The 15,079-nt window shown below is 74.1% G+C and carries 10 protein-coding genes; 6 read left to right on the forward strand and 4 right to left on the reverse strand.

The window, feature by feature from the left end; all coding sequences use genetic code 11:
* Window positions 1-61: 61 nt before the first annotated feature.
* Both ACZ58X_RS09295 and ACZ58X_RS09300 read right to left on the reverse strand, forming a co-directional pair.
* Window positions 62-2,443: a non-ribosomal peptide synthetase gene (locus ACZ58X_RS09295; protein ID WP_470333030.1), complete on the reverse strand. Its 2,382-nt coding sequence runs from the start codon at window positions 2,441-2,443 to the stop codon at window positions 62-64.
* On the reverse strand, window positions 2,440-3,813 hold the full coding sequence (locus tag ACZ58X_RS09300) for a condensation domain-containing protein (RefSeq protein WP_470333031.1): 1,374 nt from the start codon (window positions 3,811-3,813) through the stop codon (window positions 2,440-2,442). The genes ACZ58X_RS09295 and ACZ58X_RS09300 overlap by 4 nt, the downstream gene beginning before the upstream one ends.
* A gap of 298 nt (window positions 3,814-4,111) precedes the next feature.
* Here ACZ58X_RS09300 and ACZ58X_RS09305 point away from each other — a divergent pair, with 298 nt between their 5' ends.
* Genes ACZ58X_RS09305 through ACZ58X_RS09315 form a run of 3 tightly spaced genes read left to right on the forward strand, consistent with a single transcriptional unit; the run spans window position 4,112 to window position 8,162 of the window.
* Window positions 4,112-6,514, forward strand: coding sequence for a non-ribosomal peptide synthetase (locus ACZ58X_RS09305; RefSeq protein ID WP_470333032.1), 2,403 nt, complete (start codon window positions 4,112-4,114; stop codon window positions 6,512-6,514).
* 14 nt (window positions 6,515-6,528) lie between these two features.
* Window positions 6,529-7,917, forward strand: a complete 1,389-nt coding sequence (locus ACZ58X_RS09310; protein ID WP_470333033.1) for a serine hydroxymethyltransferase — start codon at window positions 6,529-6,531, stop codon at window positions 7,915-7,917.
* 32 nt (window positions 7,918-7,949) lie between these two features.
* Entirely contained in the window at window positions 7,950-8,162 is a 213-nt protein-coding gene (locus ACZ58X_RS09315; protein ID WP_470333034.1) for an MbtH family protein, read from the forward strand.
* Window positions 8,163-8,245: 83 nt separating this feature from the next.
* On the opposite strand, the gene ACZ58X_RS09320 is transcribed toward ACZ58X_RS09315, so the two are convergent.
* Window positions 8,246-8,899, reverse strand: a complete 654-nt coding sequence (locus ACZ58X_RS09320; RefSeq protein ID WP_470333035.1) for an FMN-binding negative transcriptional regulator — start codon at window positions 8,897-8,899, stop codon at window positions 8,246-8,248.
* A 108-nt stretch (window positions 8,900-9,007) separates the two neighbouring features.
* Complete coding sequence (locus ACZ58X_RS09325) at window positions 9,008-10,285, reverse strand: lysine N(6)-hydroxylase/L-ornithine N(5)-oxygenase family protein (protein WP_470333036.1); 1,278 nt, start codon at window positions 10,283-10,285, stop codon at window positions 9,008-9,010.
* A gap of 416 nt (window positions 10,286-10,701) precedes the next feature.
* On the opposite strand from ACZ58X_RS09325, the gene ACZ58X_RS09330 reads away from it, so the two are divergent.
* The 3 genes from ACZ58X_RS09330 to ACZ58X_RS09340 are packed head-to-tail and all read left to right on the forward strand — an operon-like array spanning window position 10,702 to window position 15,015.
* Window positions 10,702-12,645: a non-ribosomal peptide synthetase gene (locus tag ACZ58X_RS09330; protein WP_470333037.1), complete on the forward strand. Its 1,944-nt coding sequence runs from the start codon at window positions 10,702-10,704 to the stop codon at window positions 12,643-12,645.
* Window positions 12,642-13,925, forward strand: coding sequence for a cytochrome P450 (locus tag ACZ58X_RS09335; protein WP_470333038.1), 1,284 nt, complete (start codon window positions 12,642-12,644; stop codon window positions 13,923-13,925). The genes ACZ58X_RS09330 and ACZ58X_RS09335 overlap by 4 nt, the downstream gene beginning before the upstream one ends.
* Before the next feature lie 49 nt (window positions 13,926-13,974).
* Window positions 13,975-15,015 (forward strand): GntG family PLP-dependent aldolase, encoded by a 1,041-nt coding sequence (locus ACZ58X_RS09340; protein WP_470333106.1) that lies wholly within the window; start codon window positions 13,975-13,977, stop codon window positions 15,013-15,015.
* Window positions 15,016-15,079: the final 64 nt, after the last annotated feature.

The following is a 15,079-nucleotide window of genomic DNA, read 5'->3' on the forward strand; positions in this document are numbered from 1 at the left end:
ACGGCACGCACGGAGGGCCGGTACCCGCTCCGGGTACCGGCCCTCCGTGCGTGGCCCGGGGTCAGCGCAGCGACGGCCGGGTGCTGGTGCCGCGGCGCTCGGTGACGATGGCGGCGACCTCGGCGACGGTGTCGGCGGCGATCAGGTCGGCCACCTTCAACGCCGTGCCGAAGCGCCGGTTCAGCCGGCCGACGACCTGGATCGCGGCCAGCGAGTTGCCGCCCAGGTCGATGAACGAGGCGGCGCCGCCGGGCACTTCGGCCAGGCCCAGCACCTCGTGCCAGGTCTCCCCGACGGCGGCCCGGACGGCCGGGTCGGCGGGGCGCTCCGGTGCGGCCGCCGCGGCCGCGGCCTCGGCGGCGAGCCGTTCCAGCTCCGGCCGGGCGACCTTGCCGTTCTGGTTGACCGGCAGCTCGGCGAGCGCGAACACCCGGGCCGGGACCATGCTCTCCGGCAGCCGCTCGCGCAGGTGGGCGCGCAGGTCCTCGACGGAGGCGGCGGCGGGGGCCCCGGCGCCCGCCTCGGCCACCGACACGTAGGCGGCCAGCGACTGGGCGATGCCCGCCGAGTCGCGCACCGGCACCACGACGGCGTCCGCCACCGCCGGGTGCTCGCGCAGGCAGGACTGGATCTCGCCGAGCTCGATCCGCACCCCGCCGATCTTCACCTGGTGGTCGACCCGGCCGATCAGCTCCAGCTCGCCGTCCGCGCGCAGCCGGGCCAGGTCGCCGGTGCGGTACAGCCGGGCGCCGGGGGCGGCGGAGAACGGGTCGGGCAGGAAGCGCTCGGCGGTGAAGGCGGGCCGGTCCTGGTAGCCCCAGCCGACGCCCAGCCCGCCGAGGAACAGCTCGCCGAGCTGGTCCACCGCGGCGGGCGTGCCGAAGGCGTCCAGCACGTAGGCGCTCTGGTTGGCCATGGCCCGCCCGTACGGGATCGAGCGCCAGCGCGGGTCGACGGCGGCCACGTCGTAGTAGGTGCTGTCCACCGAGACCTCGGTGGCGCCGCCGAGGCTGATGAAACGGGCCTCGGGGAACGCCTTGCGGGTCAGGTCCGGCTGGGCCAGCGGGATCCAGTCCCCGCCCAGCAGGAAGGCCCGCAGCGCGCCGGTCCGGTCCTCGTCACCCCAGGTGCGCAGGAACTGCGCCAGCGAGGACGGGACGGAGTGCCAGACGGTGATGCCCGCGTGCTCGACCAGCTCGGCCCAGCGCTCGACGTCGTTCTCCCGCCCGCGCTCCGGCAGGACGAGCGTGGCGCCGGTCATCAGCGCGGCGAACATGTCGTAGACCGTCATGTCGAAGCTGGGGGAGGAGACGCCGAGGATCCGGTCGCCGGGGCCCAGGCCGTAGCGGGAGCTGAGGTCGAGGATCATGCTGGTCCGGCCGACGTGGTCGAGCAGGGCGCCCTTCGGCTCGCCGGAGGAGCCGGAGGTGAAGATCACGTAGGCCAGGTCCCGGCCGGTCACGTCGACCTCAGGGAGCGCCTCCCGGGGGGCGGTCGGCAGGTCCTCGACCGGACCGAGCGCGATCACCGGCACACCCGTGGCCGGATGGGCGGCGCCCACCGCGTCGGCGACCACCACGTCCACCCGGCCCAGCCGGTGCAGCACCTCGCGGCGGTGGGCGGGCAGCATCGGGTCCAGCGGGACGAAGGCGGCGCCGGTCTTCAACGCCGCGTACGCCGCCACCACCAGCTCCGCGCTGCGGGTCGCCGCCACCCCGACCCGCCCGCCGGGCCCGACGCCCTGGCCGGCGATCCGGACGGCCAGGGCGTTGGCCCGGGCGTCGAGCTCGCCGTACGTGAGGCTCAGCGGGCCCTGGACCACGGCGGTCCGCTCCGGGTCCGCGGCCACCTGCCGCTCCACCCGGTGGTGCAGGCAGAGCGGCTCGGTGAGCGGCGGCTGCGGGCGGTTCACCTCCGTGACCAGCTCGTGCTCGGCGGCGGTGAGGTGCTCGACCTGGTCGATCCGCAGCCCGTCGGGGGCGGCGAGGTAGGCGGCCAGGTGCGCGGCGACCCGGTCCAGGGCCTGCTCGTCGTCCGGCCGGGCGGTGGCGCGCAGGCGGAGCGTCCAGCTGCCGTCGGCGGCCGGGGAGAGGGCGAACACGGCCGGCGAGGACTGCGGGTCCACCGACAGCTCCAGCCCGTGGTCGAACGCCGCCCCGCGCCGGGCGAAGGCGGCCCGGCAGGCCCCCAGGGTGGGGGCGGAGGGTCCGGTTCCGGCCAGTTCGGCGGGGTCGACCCGCCACTGCGTCCAGGTGTCCGCGCCGTCGGCGCGGCCCCAGAGGGTGACCGGCCGCAGGCCGCCGTAGCGCAGCACCAGCGCGCACAGCCCGGCGGCGAGGTCCGCGGGGGCCCCGATCCTCAGGCCGGTCAGCGGCGCGGACTCGACGGCGTCGGTGCGGGCCCGCCACAGCACCGGGAGGAGGGGATCGGCGTGCTCGGTCATGAGGAGGCTCCCTGAGGTGGTTGGTGAGGGGCGACGGCGGCCAGCAGCCGGGAGACGCGGGCGCCGGGGCGGTCCACGGCCGTCCGCAGCAGCTCCCGCAGCTGGTCGGCCAGGCCGGCGGCCCACGGCGCGTCGAACGCCTCGGTCGAGTACTCGATGCTGAGCAGGAAGTCCGGGCCGTCCTCGATGAAGGTCACCGTGGCGTCGAAGGCGTGCTGCCCGGGGTACAGGTCGACGTCCTCGCTGACCACGCCCGGCAGCTCGGGGCGGCCGGGAGCGCTGCCGCCGGTGCGCAGTTGCAGGGTGATCTGGGCCAGCGGGTTGCGCCCGGGCCGGCGGGCGGGGGCGAGGCGGCGCACCACGCTGCCGAACGGCACCTCGTAGTCGATGGCCCGCACGCTGGAGACGTTCAGCCGGGCGGCCAGCTCGCAGAAGGCGGGGTCGTCCGCGAGGTCCGCGCGCAGCACCACCATGTTGACGAAGTAGCCGATCAGCGGTTCGAGTTCCGGCTCGCCGCGGCCGGCGAGCAGGGTGGCGAACGCGGTGTCGGGGCGGCCGGTGCGCTCGGTCAGGGCGAGCGCGAAGGCCGCGCCGAGCAGCGAGAACAGCGACCCCCCGGCGGCCCGGGCCAGGTCGGTGAGCGCGCCGTGCAGGGCCGGGTCGAGCCGTACGACCAGGCGGTCGGCCGCGAAGGACGGCCGCCGGGGGCGCGGCCGCCCGGCGGCCAGGTCGACGACCGGGACGTCGCGCAGCTCCTTCTCCCAGTGGCCGAGCAGCTCCTCCAGCTCCGGCCCCTGGAAGCACTCCCGCTGCCAGCGGGCGTACCGCCGGTAGGGCACCGGCAGTTCGGGCAGCGCCGCCTCCGGGTCCTGCCCGGCCAGCAGTGCCGTGTACCCGGCGGAGAGTTCGTGGAGGAGAACCCGCAACGACCAGCCGTCGGTGGCGATGTGATGCATCACCAGGCTGAGCACGTGCTCCTCGGGTCCGAGCCGGAACAGCCGGAGCCGGAACGGCCGGCCCGCCGCCAGGTCGAAGGGCTCGCGCGCCTCCCGGTGCAGCGCGGCCGCCAGCTCGGCCCCGTCGGCGACCTCGCGCAGCGGCAACTCGGCCTCACCGGGCGGCAGCACCAGCTGGTACGGGTCGCCGTCGTCCGCGCGGAAGGCGGTGCGCAGCACCTCCTGCCGGCGCACCACCAGGGTCAGCGCGGCCCGCAGCAGCTCGGGCCGCAGCGGGCCGCGCAGCCGGAAGGCCAGCGGGACGTGGTAGGCGGCGGTGCCGGGCACCAGTTGCTCGAACATCCACAGCGCCTCCTGGCCGGAGGACAGTTCGTACCGCTCGGCCGGGTCGGCCGCGCCGACGGAACCGGGCATCGTGCTCCCATCGAAGTGTCGGGACGTCGGGGGCGAGGTCGGGATTCGGGGAGGGCGGGCGGAGCCGCCCGCACTGCCTCGGCCGCGCCGGGAGGGAGTGCGCCGGCGGGCGGGCGATCACCGGCGGGCGGGCGATCATCGCTCCAGTCTGTCAGCCGTACGCACTCTGCGGAAGATCCTCCCCGGGGGTGGGCCGGAAAACTCCAACGGGAAAGGCAGTTGGTTGTCATACCTCGGCCGGTGCGGTATCCCTTGATCTCGAACCTGTCCGGTGCATGCTCACTTCCGGGAGTCGCGAATGACCGGCACACACGTGGCCGGCGGCCTCGTCACAACGGCGGCCGTGGGCCTGGTGCGGTTGCCGTGCGACCGGTGGCTCGCCGATCACCCGACCGAACACGGCAGTTCGCGTACGCACCCGGTTCCGGATCCGGTCCTGGAGCGATTCCTGGGCCTGGCGGAGGACGCCGACGGCGGCGCGGACGCGGTGCTCGCCGCCGTGCTCGCGGTCCTGCTGCACCACTACGCCGGGCAGCAGGACGTCGAGTTGACGCTCGACGGGTCCGGGCCGGTGCGGATCTCCGTCGACGAGGACGCCGACCTGCGCGGGATCCGGCAGCAGGTGAAGCGTCAGGTCGCTACGGCGGAACGGCAGGTGGACGGCACCGGGGCCCCGCTGACCGTCCGGCTGCGCCCGGCCGGGGCCGGCGCCCTGCTGGAGGCCGGGTACGACCCGGCGCTGCTCGACGAGGCCACCGCCGACCGGGTGCTGGAGCACACGGCCCGGCTGCTGGCCGCGCTGGTCAGCGACCCCGCCGGGCCGGTCCGCCGGGCCCGGTTCGGTTCGGCGCGGGAGCGCGAGCGGATCCTCGCGGACTGGAACGGCACCCGGACCCCGTACCCGGACTCGACCGTGGTGGCGGCCTTCGAGGAGCAGGCGCGGGCCACCCCGGCCGCGCCCGCCGTGGAGTTCGAGGGCGCGGTGCTCAGCTACGCCGAACTCGACCGGCGGGCCGCCCTGGTGAGCCGCCGGCTGAACGCGGGTGCGAGCTCCGGCTTCGTCGGGATCCACCTGGAGCGCTCGGCCGAGCTGGTGGTGGCGATCCTCGGCGTGCTCAAGGCCGGGCTGGCCTACGTGCCGCTCGACCCCGAACTCCCCGCCGACCGGGTGCGGTACATGGTCGAGGACTCCGGCGCCGCCACCGTACTGTGCCGCCCCGAGGACGTCGAGGCGCTCGCCCGGCCCGGCGTCACCGCCCTGACGGTCCACCAGGCCGAGCGCGAGGGCGCACTGGCGCCGGAGCGCGGCCGCCCGGAGATCACCGGCGACACCCCCGTCTACCTGATCTACACCTCGGGCTCCACCGGCCGCCCCAAGGGCGTGCTGAACCGCCACGCGGGCGTGTTCAACACCGTCCACTGGCGGTGCCGGCGCTTCCCGCTCGGCCCGGCCGACCGGGTGCTGCAGAAGACCCCGTTCGGATTCGACGTCTCGGCCTGGGAGTTCCTCTGGCCGCTGGTCTCCGGCGCCTGCCTGGTGGTCGCCCGCCCGAGCGGGCACCGGGACACCCGCTACCTCAAGCGGACCGTCCGCGACCGCGGCGTCACCGTGATCCACTTCGTGCCCTCCATGCTGGACGCCTTCCTGGAGGAGGACGACCTGGCCGGGCACTGCGCCGGCCTGCGGCTGGTCTTCGCCAGCGGCGAGGCGCTCACCCCGACCACCGTCCGGGCCTTCTTCCGGCAGCTGGACTGCGAACTGCACAACCTCTACGGGCCCACCGAGGCCTCCATCGAGGTCTCGCACTGGCAGGCCGCGCCGGACTTCGCCGGGCGGGACGTGCCGATCGGCCGCCCGATCGCCAACACCGGCCTCTACGTCGTCGACGAGCGGCTCGAACCGGTGCCGGTCGGCGTCGCGGGTGAGCTGTGCATCGGCGGCGTCCAGGTCGCCCTCGGCTACCACCGGCAGCCGGAACTGACCCGGGAGCGGTTCGTCACCGACCCCTTCACCCCGGGCGGGCGGCTGTACCGCACCGGCGACCTCGCCCGGTACCGCACCGACGGGCAGATCGAGTACCTCGGGCGGCTGGACGACCAGGTCAAGATCAGCGGCTTCCGGATCGAACTCGGCGAGATCGAGACCGTGCTGCGCGGTCTGCCGGGGGTCGGACAGGCCGCGGTGCTCCCGGTCGGCGAGGACGGCGCCCGGAGGCTGGCCGCCTTCGTGGTGCCCGCCGGGCCGGGCGCCTTCGACCCGGAGAAGTGCCGTTCCGCGCTGGCCGAGCTGCTGCCCGGCTACATGGTGCCCAAGCAGTTCACCGAGCTGGCGGCGCTGCCCACCTCGACCAACGGCAAGCTCGACCGCCGTGCGCTGGCCGGTTCGGCCCGGCCGGCCGACCCGGCCCAGGCTGCCCCCGCCCCCGCCCCCGCCCCCGCCGACGGCGCCGGGGACGCGGAGGGCGCCGAGGACACCGGGTCCGACCTGGAGACGACCCTACGCGCGCTGTTCGCCCAGTCGCTGGGCATCGCCGAGGTCGGCCCGCACGAGGACTACTTCGAGCTGGGCGGCCACTCGCTGGCCGCCGTCAAGCTGGCGACCCGGATCCGGGCCGCCCTCGGGGTGGACCTCGACGTCTGGACCCTGTTCGACTTTCCCACCGTGGCCGAGTTGGCACGTGAACTCGCCCGGCCGCTCTGACGAAGGACGGTCCCATGTCAGTTTCACCCGCCCCCGGCCGCGCCCCGGAGGACGCGGACGAGACCGAGGACACCGTGCGCGACCTGCTGGTCGCCGGTGCCGAGAAGCTCGCCGCCGACGACCCGGAACTCCACCGGGTACTGGCCCGTGAGCAGGCCCGGCAGAACGCCACCCTGTCGCTGGTGGCCTCCTCCAGCGTGGTCGACCCCTCGGTGCTGGCCGCCCAGGCCTCGACCGCGGTCAACGTGACCGCGGAGGGCTACCCGGGCCGCCGCTACCACGCCGGCTGCGGCGTCATCGACGACATCGAGAGCCTGGCGATCGAGCGCGCCAAGAGCGTCTTCGGCGCCCGCTACGCCAACGTTCAGGCGCACTCGGCGACCACCGCCAACTACGCGGTGCTGTCGGCCCTGCTGAACCCCGGGGACACCCTGCTGGGGATGAACCTGGCCGAGGGCGGCCACCTCACCCACGGCAGCCCGGCCGCGTACGCCGGACAGTACTTCGACGCCGTCGGCTACGGGCTGGACGCGGACGGGCTGATCGACTACGGCCAGGTGGCCGAGCTGGCCCGGGAGCACCGGCCCCGGGTGATCATCTGCGGGGCCACCGCCTACAGCCGGATCGTCGACTTCGCCCGCTTCCGGGCCATCGCCGACGAGGTCGGCGCCTACCTGATGGCCGACATCTCGCACGTCGCCGGTCTGGTCGCGACCGGCCTGCACCCGAGCCCGGTCGACCACGCCCACATCACCACCGCCTGCACCCACAAGCAGCTGTTCGGCCCGCGCGGCGGCCTGATCCTGGTCGGCCGGGACCACGACGCCCCGGCGCCCAAGGGCAACGGCGACCTCAGCTCCTTCCTGCAGCGCGCGATCTTCCCGTACTACCAGGGCGCGCCCGCGCTCAACAGCATCGCGGCCAAGGCCCGCGCGCTGGCGATCGTGGCGACCCCGGCCTTCGCGGCCACCACCGAGCGGATCGTCTCCTTCTCCCGCGGCATGGCGGGCGAACTCGGCCGGCGCGGCTACCCGATCGTCTCCGGCGGGACGGACAACCACACCGTCCTGGTCGACCTGCGCCCCCGCGGCCTCAGCGGCCTGGTGGCCGAGGAGGCGCTGGAGGCGTGCGGGATGGTGGTCAACAAGAACCGGGTGCCCGGCGACACCACCCCGCCGCTGGTCGGCGGCGGCGTGCGGCTGGGCTCCAACAGCGCCGCGCACCGCGGGATGTCCGGGGCCGAGGCGGCGCGCTGCGCCGAGCTGATCGACACCGTGCTGTCCGCCGTCACGCCGCTCGGGCCGCGCAGCTACGAACTGCCCGACGACGTCCGCTACTCGGTCGCCTCCCAGGTCGCCGAACTGGCCGCCAAGTTCCCCCTGCCCGGCTACGCCGTCGGCTAGGGTCCCCGCCCCTCCGGAAGGAAACACGACAGATGAGCGAGCCCGACGACGACCGCCGGCACCTGGTGGTCCGCAACGACGAGGAGCAGTACTCCGTCTGGCCCGCCGACCGGGAGGTCCCGGCCGGCTGGCGGGCGGAGGGCTTCGAGGGGACCCGCCAGGAGTGCCTGGAGCACGTCGCCCAGGTGTGGACCGACATGCGCCCGCTCAGCCTGCGGCGGGCCATGGAGGGCAGCCAGGGCTGACCGGCCCTGGCCGGGAACGCCGGAGGGCCCGGGGTGGTGGTGAACCACCCCGGGCCCTCCGGCGTTGTCCGGACCCTCCCGGGTCAGCGCTCGTCGGCGCCCAGCCGCAGCGCCCGCATGGTGTCGGCCACCTCGCGGTGCAGCCCGGAGTCGCTGCCGGCGAAGCGGTCGAGCACCCGCTGCTGGACCTCCGGGTCCTTCTCCTGGCTCAGCTTGAACATCACCTCGACCTTGGTCACGGTGAAGTGGATGCCGCCGACCGCTCCGACGATCTGCCGGTGGTACTCCAGCGAGGGGGCGAGCGGCATGCCGTCCCCGAACCGGTCCTCCAGCGTCTGCGCGGTGGTGTGCACGATCGTCAGGGTCTCGTCGTCCTCGGCGAGTCCGATCGTGCCCTCCAGGTGGACGGCCACGTAGTTCCAGGTCGGCGCGACCATCGGGGCCGCGTAGAGGGTCGGGGTGACGTAGCCGTTGGGCCCGTGGAAGACGAGCTTCGCCGGGCCGCCGCCGTCGGCGACGAGCTGCTGCCAGTGCGGGTTCACCCGGGTCATGTGGGTCCACAGGCGCATGCCCAGCAGCGGGTCGCCCGGGGCGGCGTCGGGCGGCACGATCACCGGCACGTGGGTGGCGTTGGGCGTCGGGTTCCCGTTGCCGGTCAGCACGGCGAGCGGGTGCCGCTCGATGACCCGCAGCGGCCAGTCGTCCCCGTCCACCTGGTAGAGCTTCGGCGTGAACACTCGTACTCCTCGGTCTCAGTGTTGCGGCGTTGCCCGGTCCCTCCCGACCGGCCGACGGCCGGCCGGGAGGGACCGGTCGGTGCGCGGGTCGGCCGGCCGGTGCGCGGGTCAGCCGGACAGTGCCTTGACGAGCATGTCGCCGATCTCCCCGGCCCGGACGGCGGAGAGGGACAGCAGGGTCTCGGAGAGCCCGTGGCTGTGCTCGCCGAAGCCCTGGACGTAGATCCCGCACCGCACGCTCTCGTCGGTCACCACCCGGTGCTCGCGGTCGAGCCGCAGCCGGCCCTGGTCGTCCAGCCCGCAGTGCGGCAGCAGGCCGTCCAGGAAGACCGCCGGGTCGGTACGGGTGTAGCCGGTGGCGCACACCAGCGCCTCGGCCTCGATGATGGTGCTGGTGCCGGAGGACAGTGATTCCACGTCGATCCGCAGGCCGTCCGGAGTTTCCGTCACTTCGCGCACCCGGGAGACGTTGTGGAAATTCAGCCGGGGATTTCCGGCCACCTTTTCCAGGTACGCCTGCTGGAACAGCGACTGCAGCAGATCGGCGTCCACCACCGAGTAGTTGGTGCCGGCGTGATATTCGATGAGGCGCTGCCGGACGTCGTCCGGTGCGGTGTGGAAACGGTCCACCGCCTCGGGGTTGAACACCTGGTTGGCGAACGGGCTGTCGTCGGCGACGCTGAACCCGTACCGGGAGTGCACCGAGTGCACCTGCGCCCGCGGGAAGCGCGCGTGCAGGTGCTCGATGGCCTCCGCCGCGCTCTGGCCCGAGCCCAGCACCACGAAGGAGCGCGGGTCCTGCGGTGCGATCCGCTCCACCTCCGGCAGGAACCGGGAGGTGTGCCAGATCCGTGGCGAGTGCGGCAGGCCGGCGGGCAGCTTGGGCTCGATCCCGGCGGCGATCACCAGGTTGCGGGCGCGCTGCACCTGCCGGGTGCCGTCGGCCGCGACGAAGACCACGTCGAGGAACTCGACGCCCTGCTCGCCGGCGACCGGATCGACCGCCACCACCCGCGAACCGTAGGAGACGAGGTCCGCGAAGCCCTCCGCGACCCACTCCAGGTAGTCGTGGAACTCCACCCGCAGCGGGTAGAAGGACTTGGTGTTGATGAAGTCCGCCAGCCGGCCCTTGGCCTGCAGATAGCACAGGAAGGAGTACGGACTGGTCGGATTGCGCATGGTCACGAGGTCCTTGAGGTACGAGACCTGCATGGTCGCACCCTCGATCAGCATGCCCCGGTGCCAGCCGAAGCGCGGCTGCGCCTCGAAGAAGCGCGCGGTGACCGGGGCCCCGTCGGCGATCTCCGAAATGGCGGCCGCGAGGGCCAGATTCGAGGGGCCGAAGCCGATTCCGGCCACGTCGACGATGTCGGATCCGGCGACCACGCCGGAACGTTGCCGCTCACCCACGGACTTCCCTGCTCTCTCCCTTTTGGGGATGGCCTGTCTGGGTCGACGTCGAGTCCGGTCGACCGATGACGGTGCTCAGGGCAGCACGCTGCCGCGACTCCTGATCACTCCATGACAGTAGGAGCTGGCCCACGTGCAGTGCAAGCAAAAGGGGAAAATCCCGATCACCCGTGGTGAGTTGGCGTTGCGGGGGCGGAGAGATCCGGTCCGCTCTTGACGGCGCATCGTCACGCTGAATAGCATCCGAAGCGTTCGAGGTGGGGGCATAGCCGTACCCCAAGTCCATGACTCGGCAAAAGAGTTCGTTACCCGCTATCCGAACTCCATTCACTGACTTCTCGTCAAGAACTGACAGGGCAAGGGTTTCGCGCGAAGGGATCCGCGACCGCACCATGTTGGAATCACCGGGCACGACCGAGTCAGTTCCCCAGCAGGGGTGGACCCTTGCGAGCCGCTTCGCCGCCGTCGCGGCCGCCGCGCCGACCGCGACCGCGGTCCGCGGCGAGACCGGCGACCTCGACTACGGCGCCCTCGACGCCGCCGCCGGCGCCCTCGCCGCCCGGCTGCGCGGCCGGGGCGTGCGCCGCGGCGACCGGGTCGGCGTCCTGCTGGAGCGCTCGCCCCGGCTGGTCGTCGCCCTGCTCGGCATCCTCAAGGCGGGCGCCGCCTACGTCGCCGTCGATCCGGGGGACCCGCCCGCCCGGCTGCACACCATCCTGGGCGACGCCGAGGTGTCGCTGGTGGTCACCGACGAGCACCGACGGGCGAAGCTCGACGGCGCGTTCGACCACCTCGACGTGGCCGACGGCCCCGCCGCCGGGGAGGCCCCCGCCGCACCGGGCGGACGGACCCCCGAGGACCTGACCCCCGAGGACCTCGCCTACGTCGCCTACACCTCCGGCTCCACCGGCCGCCCCAAGGGCGTCTGCGTGCCGCACCGCGCCGTGCTGCGCCTCGTGCTGGACGCCGGCTACCTGGACGCCCGGCCCGACGACGTCTTCCTCCAGCTCGCCCCGGTCGCCTTCGACGCCTCCACCCTGGAGATCTGGGGCCCGCTGCTGAACGGCGGCTGCCTGGCGCTCGCCCCGGCCGGCCGGCTCGGACCGGCGGAGGTGGTCAAGGCCGCCCGGGACACCGGCACCACCGTGCTGTTCCTCACCACCGCCCTGTTCCACCAGGCGGTCGAGGCGGGCCTGACCGACCTGCCCGCCCTGCGCCGGCTGTTCACCGGCGGCGAGGTGCTCTCCGCCGAACACGTCGACCGGGCCGCCGCCGCCCTGCCCGACACCCTCGTCTCGGCCGCCTACGGCCCCACCGAGAACACCACCTTCACCAGCACCCACCCCGTCCGCGAACCGCTCGGCGACCGCGGCGTCCCGATCGGCGGACCGATCGACGGCACCGGCATGGTCGTCCTCGACGAGCGGCTGGACCCGGTGCCCGACGGCACCGTCGGCCGGCTCTTCGTCAACGGCACCGGCCTCGCCCACGGCTACCTCGGACTGCCCGGCCTCACCGCCGACCGCTTCCTCCCCGACCCGTACGCGACCACCCCCGGCGCCCGGATGTACGACACCGGCGACCTCGCCCGGCGCGGCCCCGACGGCGCCTACGAGTTCGCCGGGCGGGCCGACGGCCAGCTCAAGGTCAACGGCGTCCGGATCGAGTCCGACGACATCGAGGCCCGGCTGCGCCGCCACCCCGACGTCCAGGACGCCGCCGTCGTCCTCCAGGACCACGGCCCAGGCGACCGCCGGCTGGTCGGCTTCTACAGCGGCCCCTACGCCGTCTCCTCGGTGGAACTGCGCCGCACCCTGGCCGAGGAGCTCCCGGCCGGCATGATCCCCACCGCCCTGGTCTGGGTGGACCGGCTGCCGCTCAAGCCCAACGGCAAGGTCGACCGGGACGCCCTGGCCGCCCGGCGCGGCCGCGCCCGCCCGGACGGCGAGGTGCCCTACCGGGCGCCCGCCGACCCGGTCGAGCACCGCCTCACCGTGCTCTGGCAGGAGGTCCTCGACGTCGAACCGGTCGGCGTCGACGACGACTTCTTCGACCTCGGCGGGCACTCGCTGACCGCCAGCCGGATCACCCGGGAGATCACCGCAGAGTTCGAGGCGGTGATCCGGGCCCGCGCCTTCTACCTCAACCCCACCGTCGCCGGACTGGCGGAACACATCAGGAGCCAGCGGCCGGAACTCGCCTCCGATGCCCGGTTCGTTCCGGCCGCTGAACAACCCGACGGCCCGTCCGCGGCCCCCGCGCAGGCGCCGACCGCCACCGCCGCGCAGCCGCCGTCGACCGCCGCCGCGCCGGGCCCGGCCGGGGCCGCGCAGTGAGGATCACCGGCCCCGGCGGCGACGGGCGGCAGGACGGGGCGCCGGACCCGGAACTCGTCGACCTGAGCGACCCGCACTTCTACGCCACCGGCGACCCGCACGCGGTCTGGCGCCACTACCGCCACAAGGCCCCGGTCACCCGGCTCACCGTCCCGAGCGGCCGCGGCTACGTCTCCGTCACCGCCCACGCCGAGACCAGCACCGTGCTGCGCGACCACGCGCTCTACACCTCGCGGCGCGGCAACATGCTCTCCGTCCTCGGCGAGCAGGACCCGGCCGCCGACCGGATGATGGTCGCCAGCGACCCGCCGATCCACGGCTACCTGCGCCGCCCCGTCGCCCAGGCGCTCTCCGCCCGCGAACTCGCCGCCCGCCGCCCGGCCATCCGCCGGATGGCCCGGCTGCTGCTGGCACCGCTGGCGAGCGGCGAACCCTGGGACCTGGCGGCCGCGATGACCGCCTTCCCGATGATGTTCACCGGCGCCCTGATGGGCCTGCCCGAGGCCGACTGGCCCGAACTGACCAGGCTCACCACCGTCGCGATCGCCCCCGCCGACCCGTCCTCCCGGGACGACTCCGGCGGCCACCAGCTGGTCTCCGCCCACCACGAACTCTTCGACTACTTCGCCGAGGTGGCCGCCGACCGCACCCCGCGCGAGGACCTGGTCGGGCTGCTCCAGCACCTCACCGTCGGGGACCGCACGATCCGGCTCGACGAGGTCATCTACAACTGCTACAACGTGCTGCTCGGCGCCAACGTGACCGCGCCGCACGTCATCGCGACCACCGTCAACGCCCTGCTGGAGCACCCGGACCAGTACCGGCGGCTGCTCGACGGCGGGGCCACCGTCGCCTCCGCCGTCGAGGAGGGCCTGCGCTGGGCCTCCCCGGCCACCCACGCCATGCGCTACGCCACCGAGGACACCGTCCTCGGCGGCGAACCGGTGCGGGAGGGCGAGGCCGTGGTCGCCTGGCTGGGCTCGGCCAACCGCGACGAGACGGTCTTCGACGACCCGTACCGCTTCGACCTGGCGCGCACCCCCAACCGGCACGTCGCCTTCGGCTTCGGCCCGCACTACTGCGTGGGCGCCCCGTTGGCCCGGATCGCCCTCGGCGAGTTCTTCACCGAGGTCACCGAACTGGTCGAGCGCTTCGAACCGGCCGGCCCGGTCGAGCACCTGGCCTCCAACTTCATCGCCGGGATCAAGCACCTCCCGGTGACCGCCAGGCTGCGCCCCGGCGCCGCCCGGCAGCTCGCCGAGCCCGTCCCGACGAGCTGATCCACCCCGCACCGTGCCGGAACGAGAGGACCTTCCCGCCGTGATCGAGATGCGCAGTGACACCTTCACACTGCCGACGCCCGAGATGCTCACCGCGATCACCGAGGCGGAGCTCGGCGACGACGTCTACGGCGAGGACCCGACGGTCAACGAGCTCGAACGCCGCACCGCCGAACTGACCGGCAAGGAGGCCGCCTGCTTCTTCCCGAGCGGCACCATGGCCAACCTCGCCTCGATCATGGCCCACGCCCCGCGCGGCACCAAGGCCGTGGTCGGCGCCGAGAGCGACATCTGGCTGTACGAGGCGGGCGGCGCCGCGGTCTGCGGCGGGGTCGTCTACGAGCCGGTGCCCAACCAGGCCGACGGCACCATCGCGCTGGCCGACCTGGCCGCCGCCTTCCCGAAGGACCCGGACGACCCGCAGTTCGCGCTGCCCTCGCTGATCTGCCTGGAGAACACCCACAACCGCTGCGGCGGCGTGGTGCTGCCGCTCGACTACCTGGCCGAGGTGCGCCGCTTCGCGGACGAGCGCGGCGTCGCCGTGCACCTGGACGGTGCCCGGGTGGTCAACGCGGCGATCGCCGCCGGGGTGGAGGTCGCGGACATCACCGCGCACGTCGACTCGGTGCAGTTCTGCCTCTCCAAGGGCCTGGGCGCGCCGGTCGGTTCGATGGTGGCCGGGAGCGCGGAGTTCGTGGAGCGGGTCCGCCGGCTGCGCAAGATGCTCGGCGGCGGGATGCGCCAGGTCGGGCTGCTGGCGGCGGCCGCGCTGGTCGCGCTGGACACCCGGGGCCGGTTGGCCGAGGACCACGCCAACGCCCGGCGGCTGGCCGAGGGCCTGGCGCTGCTGCCCGGGGTGGAACTGGACGTCGACACCGTCGAGACCAACATCGTGATCTTCAAGGTCACCGACGAGCGCTTCGACTGGCGCAGCTTCGTCACCTCGGTGGCCCGGCACGGCCTGGCGGTCACCGAGTTCGGCCACGGCCGGATCCGCGCGGTCGTCCACCACGGGGTGAGCGCCGAGGACGTCACGGCCGCCGTCGCGATCGTGGCCCGGGTCCTCAAGGAGGGCCCGACCGCGGACTGACCACGGCGGGCCGCCCGGCCGCCGAACGCCCGATGGCACCGCCCCCGACCGGGGCGGTGCCATC

It is taken from the genome of Kitasatospora sp. NPDC040550 (assembly GCF_055594965.1).